The organism is Nocardia sp. NPDC051463 (assembly GCF_040681975.1).
In the GTDB taxonomy this organism is placed as follows: Bacteria; Actinomycetota; Actinomycetes; order Mycobacteriales; family Mycobacteriaceae; genus Nocardia.
Map to the genome: position 1 here is coordinate 1 of NZ_JBFBAB010000057.1, position 10,527 is coordinate 10,527.

A 10,527-nucleotide genomic window follows, 5' to 3' on the forward strand; every position below is an offset into this window, starting at 1 on the left:
CAGAATCACCGCCACCAACGACTCCGGACCCGCACCATCAGCGATCAGCCTGCGCGCCAACACATTCGCACGCCGATCCAACTCGGCATAGGTCAACGACTCCGCACCGAAGCGGGCCGCCGAGCGATCCGGGTGTGCCGCGACCGCCGCGTCGAACAGGGCCGCCAGCGTGAGATCCGGATCGGCGAACCGACCGACGGCGGTATCCGCACCCGAGGACACCCAGGTGCGCGACACCTCGAGCCGCTCCGCAGGGTCGAGCAGGTCGATGTCGCCGACAAGCACGTCGGGTTGACCGGCGACGGTACGCAGAATACGCAGGTACCGATCGGCGATCGCGGAAGCCGTCTCCGGGTCGAACAGATCGGTCGCGTAGACCAGCTCCGCGGTAAGACCCGGCGTTTCGGTGCCGGACCCATTGGTCGCCGGGTCGGCGATGGTCGGCTTCTCGGTCAGCACGAGTTGCAGATCGAATTTCGCGACGTCGATCGGCAGGTCGACGGCGCTGGCGGTGAGCCCGGGCAGCTCCAGCGAGGTCTGACCGGTGTTCTGGAACGACAGCGCGACCTGGAACAGCGGGTTGCGTGCCTGCGACCGCACGGGGTTGAGAATCTCGACCAGCCGCTCGAACGGCAGGTCCGCGTGGCCGAACGCCGCGATATCGGTGGCGCGGACCGACCGCAGCAGCTCCGCGAAGCTCACCTCGTCCTCGACCGGTGTCCGCAACACCAGTGTGTTGACGAACATGCCGATCAGATCATCGAGAGCTCGCTCGCCGCGGCCCGCGATGGGGGTACCGATGGCGATGTCGTGTTCGCCGCTCAGTCGCGCAAGCAGCACGGCCAGCGCGGTGTGCGCGACCATGAACAACGTCGCGCCGCGGCCGCGAGCGACACCGATGAGCCCGGCATGCGTCTGCGCGTCGATCTCGAAGCGGTGGATCGCGCCACGTCCCGACGCGATCTCCGGACGTGACCGATCGGCAGGCAGATCCAGCTGTTCCGGCAGCCCGCGCAGGGTGTCGGACCAGAAACCGACCTGCTGGGCGATCACCGAATCCGGGTCGTCCTCGGAGCCGAGGACCGCGCGCTGCCACAGCGCGAAGTCCGCGTACTGCACCTCCAGCGGCCGCCACGCGGGTTCGCCGCCGTCGACGCGCGCGGCGTAGGCGGTCATGATGTCTCTGGTCAGTGGGCCCATGGAGAAGCCGTCGGCCGAAATGTGATGCACCACAAGGGCGAGCACGTGTTCGGTCGGGCTGATCTCGAACAGCCTGGCCCGGAACGGCACCTCGGTGGTGACGTCGAAGGCAGTCAGCACGACTTCCGAAAGCCGCAGCGGCAGTTCGGCTTCGGTGACATCGACCGGGAAGAAGTCGGGGATCACCTTGCCGGTCGCGACGGTCTGCTGATACGCGGTGCCGTCGACCTCCGGGTAGAAGGTGCGCAACGATTCGTGCCTGGCGAGCACGTCGGCGACCGCGATCTGCAACGCCTGCCGGTCGAGCAGACCCGAAAGTCGCACGGCGCCAGGGATGTTGTCGACGGCAGATTCCGGATCGAAGCGGTTGAGGAACCACATCCGCTGCTGCGCCAGCGACAGCGGCACCCGATCGGGACGCTGCTGCGGGACCAGCGCCGCCCGGGCACCGGCGCCGGCGCGGGTCTCCGCGCGGGCCGCGAGAGCACCGACGGTGGATGCCTCGAACAGCTCGCGGACGCCGAGATCGGTATCGAGAGCGGCGGACAACCGGGCAGCGACCTGGGTGGCGCTCAGCGAGTTACCGCCGAGGGCGAAGAAGTCGTCGTCCAAGCCGACGCGCTCCAGTCCGAGCACATCGGCGTAGGTGGCCGCGATGATCTCTTCGACCGGTGTGGTCGGCGCACGGAATACCGCTGCCTCGAACACCGGCGCGGGCAATGCCTTCCGGTCCAACTTGCCCGAGGCGTTGAGCGGGAACTCGTCGAGGACGATGACCACCGACGGCACCATGTAGGCAGGCAACTGCTTGCCGAGGTCCTCGCGCAGTGTCTCGATGTCCACCCGGCCATCGGTTGCCGCGACGACATACGCGACCAGCTGATCGCCGGTGTGCTGATCGCTGCGCACCACGACGACTGCCTGCGCGACCTCGTCCAGCGCGGTCAGCGCCGACTCGATCTCGCCCAGCTCGATACGCAGACCACGCAGCTTCACCTGGAAGTCGGTGCGGCCCAGGTACTCCAGCTCACCGCTCGAGGTCCAGGACACCAGGTCGCCGGTGCGGTACATGCGAGCGCCCGCACTGTCGAACGGGTTCGCCACGAAGCGATCGCTCGTCAGATCGGCCCGTGCCACATACCCGGTCGCCAGCTGGGCGCCCGCGAGGTACAGCTCACCCGCGACACCGACAGGAACCGGGCGCAACCGTGAATCCAGCACATACACCTGGGTGTTGAACACCGGGGCACCGATCGGCACCGTGTCCACATCGGCCTCGGTCACCTCGTGGAAGGTGACGTCGACCGCGGCCTCGGTCGGACCGTACAGGTTGTGCAGCGCTGCCCCGGTGAGCTCGCGCAACCGGTGCGCGGGCTTGGGCGGCAGCGCCTCACCGGAGGCGAAGACCAGTCGCAGCGACGCGCAGCGCGCGGCCGCCGCCTCGGCGACGAATACCGCGAGCATGGACGGCACGAAGTGGGTGACAGTGACCCGTTCGGTCGCGATGATCTCGGCCAGGTAGGCGGGATCCCGGTGTCCGTCCGGCTTCGCGACCACCAGGCGCGCGCCGACCTGCAACGGCCAGAAGAACTCCCACACCGAGACGTCGAAGGTCGCGGGGGTCTTCTGCAGCACCGCGTCGGTGTCGGTCAGGCCGTAGGCCGACTGCATCCACACCAGGCGGTTCACGATCGCACCGTGGCTGACCGCGACACCCTTCGGGCGACCGGTCGATCCCGAGGTGAAGATCACGTAGGCGGTGTTCGACGGCAGCAACGGTGCACGCCGCTGCGCGTCGGTCACCGGCTCGTCCGACAGGCCCTCCAGGTCGAGCAGGTCGATGCGGACCTGCGCGGTGTCGATGTCGAGATCGTCGCCGGAGGTGAGCACACACACCGGATCCGCCGTGTCGAGAATGTATTCCGTGCGCTCGGCCGGATGATCCGGATCCAACGGCACATACGCAGCACCGGCCACGGTCACCGCGTACATGCCGACGACCAGGTCGATGGAGCGTCGCATGCCGAGTGCCACATATGATTCCGGGCCGACGCCGCGGTCGATGAGCCAGCGTGCCAGGCGATACACCCGGCCCGCGAACTCGTCGTAGGACAGACTTGTCCCCTCGAACGTCAGCGCGGTCGCCTCAGGTGAGTTCACCAGCTGCGCCTCGAACATCGACACCAGCGTCAAGGCCGTGGCGCTTGCGGAATCGCCCAGCAGCACAGCCGAGTCCAGCGTGTGTGCGGTGTCGTTCCAGCCCGACACCACCAGGTCACGCTCGACGGTGTCGAGCAGCTCGATGTCACCGACCGCCAGATCGGGTTCGGTGATCATGGTGGTGAGCACCCGCACGAGTCGGTCAGCGATCCGCCGCACAGTCTGTTCGTCGAACAGATCGCGCAGGTAGCCCGCGCGAATCCGCAGTCGGGTGTCCAACGACGCGATCAGCGTCAGCGGGTAGTGCGTCGCGTCGGCGGCTTCGAGGCCGACCACGGCCATGCCGTCGATATCCGCGGCCTGCGCCCGGATGCCCTCGGAATCCACCGGGTAGGACTCGAACACCACCAGCGAGTCGAACAATCCGCCGATACCCGCGGCGGACTGGATTTCGGCAAGGCCGACGTAATGATGGTCGAGCAGGTCCGCCTGCTCACCCTGGGTCCTGGTGAGCAACTGCCGAACGGGCTCGGACGGATCGAAACGCACCCGCACCGGGACGGTGTTGATGAACAGGCCGATCATGGATTCGACGCCGGTCAGCTGGGCGGGACGGCCGGAAACCGTGGTACCGAACAGCACGTCGTCACGACCGGTCATGCGGCCGACGAGGATGCCCCACGCGGTCTGCAGAACGGTGTTCGGCGTGACGCCGAGCGAGGCGGCGAGCGTGGTCAGCCGGGTCGTCGCCGACTCGTCGAGGTCGAAGAGGTACTCCCCGGCCAGCGCGGTGATCTCGCGGCCCGCATCCGGCCTGGCCAGCAAGGTCGGTTCGGTGACGCCGCGCAGCGACTCGCGCCACACGCCCACCGAGGCCGAAAGATCCTGCTGCGCGGTCCATTCCAGGAAGTGCCGGTAGGAACGGGGGGCGGGCAGCACGTTGCTGTCGGCGTGTGCGGCATAGAGCACCAGCAGATCCCGCATCAGCAGCGGCATCGACCAGCCGTCGAGCAGGATGTGGTGGTTGGACACCGCGAACTGCCAACGATCCGCCGCGACCTGGATCAGGGTGAACCGGATCAGCGGCGGCGCGGTCAGATCGAAGCGCTGCATCCGATCGGCGACGATGAGGTCATCGAACTCGCCGGACTCGAGGCGATCGTGCTCGGCCCACGCCACCCGGACGCTGTCGAGCACCACCTGCACGGCATTGCCGTCGTTGTCGGTGACGAACGCGGTGCGCAGGTTCTCGTAGCGATCCATCAGCGCCTGTGCGGCCGAACCCAGCCTGGCCGCGTCCAACCGACCGGTGAGGGTCAGCACCGCCTGCGCGGTGTAGACATCCACCGAGCTGGCGGCCAGCCTGGCGTGGAACAGCAGACCGGCCTGCAGCGCCGACAGCGGCCAGACATCGGCGAGGGTCGGGAAGCGCTGCTCCCAGCCGTCGATATCGCGCTGGGTGCTGCGCACCAGACCGAAGTCGGACGGTGTGTGTCCGCCGGCGCCCGCCGAGTTGGCGTGCCGCGCCACCGCTTCCAGTGCCGTGATCCACAGGTCGGCGAATTCGCGGACCTGTGCGGCGTCGAGCAGCGTGGCCGGGTAGCCGATGTTCGCGGTCAGCTTGTCGCCGACCACGATGGCGTTGATATCCAGCGGCGCCATCGCGGGCATGTCCGCGTCGTAGGCGCCGCCGAGCGCGCCGAGCTCGGCCGCGGGGATCCAGCCGAAGCCGCGCAGCGCCTCGGGCACATCGCCGTCGGAGACGCGACCGAGGTAGTTGAAGCTCACCTGGCCGGGCTGCTCGACGGGCAGTTCGGTGGCGGTCCGCTTGTTCAGGTAGCGCAGCAATCCGTAGCCGACGCCCTTGTCCGGGACGGCGAGCAACTGTTCCTTGACCGCCTTGACGGCCTTGCCGAGCGCGGGCCCGCCGGCGAGCGCGGCATCGATGTCGATGCCGGACAGGTCGAATCGGACCGGGAAGATCGCGGTGAACCAGCCGACGGTGCGCGACAGGTCCGCGCCGGGGACGACGTCCTCTTCGCGACCATGCCCTTCCAGGCGGATCAACAGCGAGTCGTCGGCCCTGGTGCCGGCGCGCCGGGCCCGCCATTTCGCGGTCGCCAGCGCGAGTGCGGTGAGCAGGCCATCGTTGACGCCACCGTGGAAGAGGGCGGGCACTGTGGTGAGCAGGGCCTTGGTGACCACCGGGGACACCTCGACCTGGAGCTTCTCGATACCGCCCGCGGTGTCGACTGCCGGATCCATCGGTCGATCGGTCAGCAGCGGGTCCGCCGTACCGACCACCGAACGCCAATAGTCGAGTTCGGCTACCCGCTCGGCACTTTCGGCTTCACGCCGCAGGGCGTCGGCCCACGCACGCATAGACGTGACGGGTGCGACGAGCTCCGGTTCCTGCCCGGCGGTGAGCTGACCCCACGCCGTGACGAAGTCCGGCACCAGAATGCGCCAGGAAACGCCGTCCACCACGAGGTGGTGTCCGAGGACGATCAGTCGCCCACTGTGGTCGCTGTCGTTCGGCTCCAGCCAGACGAACCGAATCACCACGCCCGCAGCCGGATCGAGCAGATCCAGCGAGGCGTCCAGTGCCGCGCCGGCGATCTCGAGGAGTTCGGCATCGTCGATACCGGCCTCGAACTCGGTCCGGTCGATCAGCGCGTCCACCTCGACAGTGCCGGGCGCCGCGGTTTCGACGATCCAATCGCTGCCGTCGTGATGCAGCCGGGCACGCAGCATGTCGTGCCGGTCGATGACCGCACCGACGGTCTTCGCGATACCCGCACGGTCGATTCCGACCGGAAGCTCCAGCGCCAGTGTCTGATTGAACCGGCCGTACGAACCGCGCCGCTCGGCCATGAACCGCACTACCGGCGTCAGCGGCATCGGACCGACGCCACCGCCCGGCAGTTCGGCGAGCACCGGCTGCGTCGCCTCGGCGGCTTCGGCAGTCTCCGCGACCGAGGCCAAGCCCGCCACGGTGCGCTGTTCGAAGACGTGCCGCGGCGAGAAGACAACGCCACGGGCCCGGGCGCGCGATACGAGCTGGATCGACACAATGCTGTCGCCGCCGAGCGCGAAGAAGGAATCGTCGACACCGACCCGCTCCACACCCAGCACCTCGGCGAAGACCTCGGCAATGGTGTGTTCGACGGGGGTACGCGGTGCGCGGAACACGACCTCGGTCGCGAATACCGGCTCCGGCAGCGCCTTCCGATCCAGCTTGCCCGCGCCGGTCAACGGAACCTGGTCGATCACCATCACCGACGAGGGCACCATGTACGCGGGCAGCCGAGCCTCGACGTGCGCGGTCAGCGCGGACACATCGATCGACTGGCCCGGCGTGGCAACCACATACGACACCAGTGTGACGGCACCGACCGAGCTCTTGTGTCCGATGGTGACCGCGAAGTCGACGGTCTCGTGCGACGCGAGCGCGGCATCGATCTCGCCGAGTTCGATACGGAAGCCGCGGATCTTCACCTGGAAGTCGGAGCGGCCGACGTACTCCACCGCACCCGTACGGGTCCAGCGGACCACGTCACCGGTGCGGTACATGCGCTGGCCATCGGCGTACGGGTTGGCCACGAACCGATCGGCGCTCAGCCCGGCTCGGGCATGGTAGCCGCGTGCCAGCTGAATACCCGACAGGTACAGCTCACCCGCGACACCTACTGGTACGGGCCGCAATTGGGCATCGAGAATCAGTGACTGCATGCCGCGGATCGGGCCACCGATGGTCACCGTCTCGCCGACCACCAACGGGTCGCTCATGTTGGTCGCGACAGTGGCCTCGGTCGGGCCGTAGGCGTTGTAGACCTTGCGCGCAGAGCCATCCGCCAACGGCGCGGCCCATTTCGCAACCAGTTCCGGCGGGCAGGCTTCGCCTCCGGAGATCAGCACGCGCAGGGAGTCCAGGCCGCTCGGGTCGAAGGTGGCCAGCGCGGCAGGTGTGATGAATGCGTGCGTGACACGTTCGCCACGGATCAGCTCGGAGAGCTCCTCGCCGCCGTAGACGCCCGGTGGCACCACAACCAGCGCACCACCCGGGCCGACCGCGAGCATCAGCTCGAGAATCGACGCGTCGAAGCTCGGCGAAGCGAAATGCAGTGCGCGGGAGTTGGAGTCGAGCGCATACCGCTCGACCTGCTCGACAGCGAAGTTGGCGAGACCGGCGTGGGTGACCACGACGCCCTTGGGCACACCGGTCGAGCCGGAGGTGTAGATGACGTAGGCCGGATGCTGCGGCAGCAATGGCCGGATCCGGTCGGCATCGGTGATCGGGCCGCCGTCGAACGCCTCCAGATCGAGGGCGTCGAGCACCAGCCAGCGTGCCGATTCCGGCAGACCATCGCCTACCGCGGCGACGGTGAGACCAAGGGAGGAACCGGAATCGGTGACCATGTGCGCGATGCGCTCGGCCGGATAGCTCGGGTCCAGCGGCACGAATGCCGCACCGGTCTTCGCGACCGCCCAGGATACGAACACCGAGTCCGCGGAACGTGGCACACCGACGGCGACCAGATCCTCGGGACCGACGCCCTCGGCAATCAGCATGCGGGCCAAGCGGTTGGACCGCTCATCCAGTTCGGCATAGGACAGACTTGTCCCCTGGAACACCACCGCGGGCGCCTGCGGGTCGTGTGCCGCGGCCGCGGCCAGCAACTCCGGCAGGGTGCGCGCGGGCGCCGCGGGGGCACCGGCACGAGCGACAAGATCGGCATGCTCGGCCGCATCGAGCACATCGATGGCGCCGACCGGTACGGCCGGATCGGCGGCCACGGCTTCGAGCACCCGCTGCCAGCGCTGCGCGATATCGTGAGCCGTCGACTCGTCGAACAGCTCGGTCGCGTAGGTCAGCGCCAAAGTCATGCCGGTTGCGTCGTTCTCCGACAGCGTGAACTGCAGATCGAAGCGCGCCACGTTCTCTTCGAGTTCCAGCGCCGACACCGAAAGCCCGGGCAGCTCGAGCGATCTGCGATCCAGGTTCTGGAACGCGAGCATCACCTGGAACAGCGGGTTGCGGGCCTGCGAGCGTTCCGGCGCGAGCAGGTCCACCAGTCGCTCGAACGGCACGTCAGCGTTGCCGTAGGCGTCCAGGTCGGTGCTGCGCACCCGGTCGAGCAGTTCGGTGAACGATTCGGCCGGTGCGATCCCGGTGCGCAGCACCAGGGTGTTGACGAACATGCCGACCAGGTCGTCGAGCGCCTGCTCGCCGCGGCCCGCGATCGGGGTACCGACCGCGATGTCCTCGGTGCCCGACAGTCGGGCGAGCAGCACCGCGAGCGCACTGTGCATCACCATGAACAACGACGCGCCGCGTTGGCGGGCCAGGTCGTCCAGCGCCGCGACGAGGTCCTTCGGCAGCTCCCGCTGCACGGTCGCACCGCGATGCGAGGCGACCGCGGGGCGCGGCCGATCGGTCGGCAACGGCAGTTCGTCGGCAACGCCGTCCAGGGCATGCTTCCAGTGCGATACCTGGCGCGCCAACAGCGACTCGGGGTCGTTCTCGGCGCCGAGTACTTCCCGCTGCCAGACCGCGAAGTCGGCGTACTGCACAGTGAGCGGCGCCCAGCCGGGCGCACTGCCCTCGGCGCGCGCGGTGTAGGCGAGCATCACGTCACGGGTCAGCGGGCCGACGGAGAAACCGTCCGCCGCGATGTGGTGCACAACGACCACGAACACGTAGTCCTCGTCACCGGCTGTGTACAACCTGGTCCGCAGCGGAACCTGCTCTGCCACATCGAATCCGGCCGTGACGAACTCGGTCACCGCGGTGGTCAGCAGTGCGGGATCGATCACGACCGGGTGCAGGTCGAGCACGATGTCCTCGGCGGGCACGATCACCTGAACCGGCGTGCCGCCGTGCTCCGGGTAGCGGGTGCGCAGCGATTCATGCCTGCGCACCACATCCGCCACCGCCAGACGCAGCGCCTCGACATCGAGGGCGCCGGTCAGTCGGATGGCGACCGGCAGGTTGTAGGCCGCGGACGTGGTGTCGTACTTGTTCAAGAACCACATGCGCTGCTGCGCGAAGGACAGCGGCACCAGTTCGTCCGCCGAGCGCGGGCGGGCAACCAGGCGAGCCCGTGCGGCGCCGTCGGCATGCGATTCCACGCGTGCGGCGAGCGCTTCCACGGTCGAGGCCTCGAACAGCGCGCGCACCGGGACCGTCGTCCCGAGCGCCGCCCCGATCCGCGATACCACCCTGGTCGCGATGAGCGAGTTACCACCCAGATCGAAGAAATCGTCGTCCACGCCGACCCGATCCAGATCGAGCACCTCGGCGAACACCGCGGCGACAGTCTCCTGGACCGGAGTGACCGGTGCGCGGAACCCGCGTGCCTGCACGGCCGGTGCCGGCAGTGCGCGCCGATCGAGCTTGCCGTTGACCGTCAACGGAATCCACTCGAGGCGCACCAGCGCCGTCGGCACCATGTAGGACGGCAACCGCTCGGCCGCGCCGCTGCGGACCACGTCGAGATCCGGGATTACGTCGGGATCCGCGACTACGTAGGCCACGATCCGCTGATCGCCCGGCTGGTCCTCCCGCACGACAACCGCCGCCTGAGCAATGCCCGGCTGCGCCAGCACCGCGGACTCGATCTCGCCCAGTTCGATACGGAAACCGCGAACCTTCACCTGATCATCCGCACGACCAAGGTATTCGAGCTCACCGAACCGATTCCAACGCGCCAGGTCACCGGAACGGTACAAGCGCGAACCCGCAGAGTCGGCATCAGCCAGCGGGTTCGCCACGAACCGCGCCGTCGTCAGATCCGGACGCCCGAGATAACCACGAGCCAATTGCGGTCCCGCGACATACATTTCACCCGCGACACCGACCGGAACCGGCCGCAACCGGTTATCGAGCACATACACCTGCAACCCGGCGATCGCCCGGCCGACGACGCTGCCGGAGGCGGCGGCGATGGTCGCCGCGTCCAGCGCACGGTAGGACACGTGCACGGTCGTCTCGGTAATGCCGTACATATTGACCAGCACAGGCGCGGAACCCGCACCGCGGCCGGTCCGCGCGGCAACACCGTCTCCGTGACGGGCCACCCAATCCGACAAACGCCGCAACTCCAGCGCCTCGCCACCGAACACCACATACCGCAACGCCAACGACACGGCATCCGGCGCAGCATT

Annotated in this window: 1 protein-coding gene; it reads right to left on the minus strand. The window is 68.2% G+C overall.

All coding sequences use genetic code 11. From position 1 onward, the window contains the following. The coding region (locus tag AB0M74_RS34950) for an amino acid adenylation domain-containing protein (RefSeq protein WP_366530589.1) at positions 1-10,527 on the minus strand (10,527 nt) is incomplete at both ends.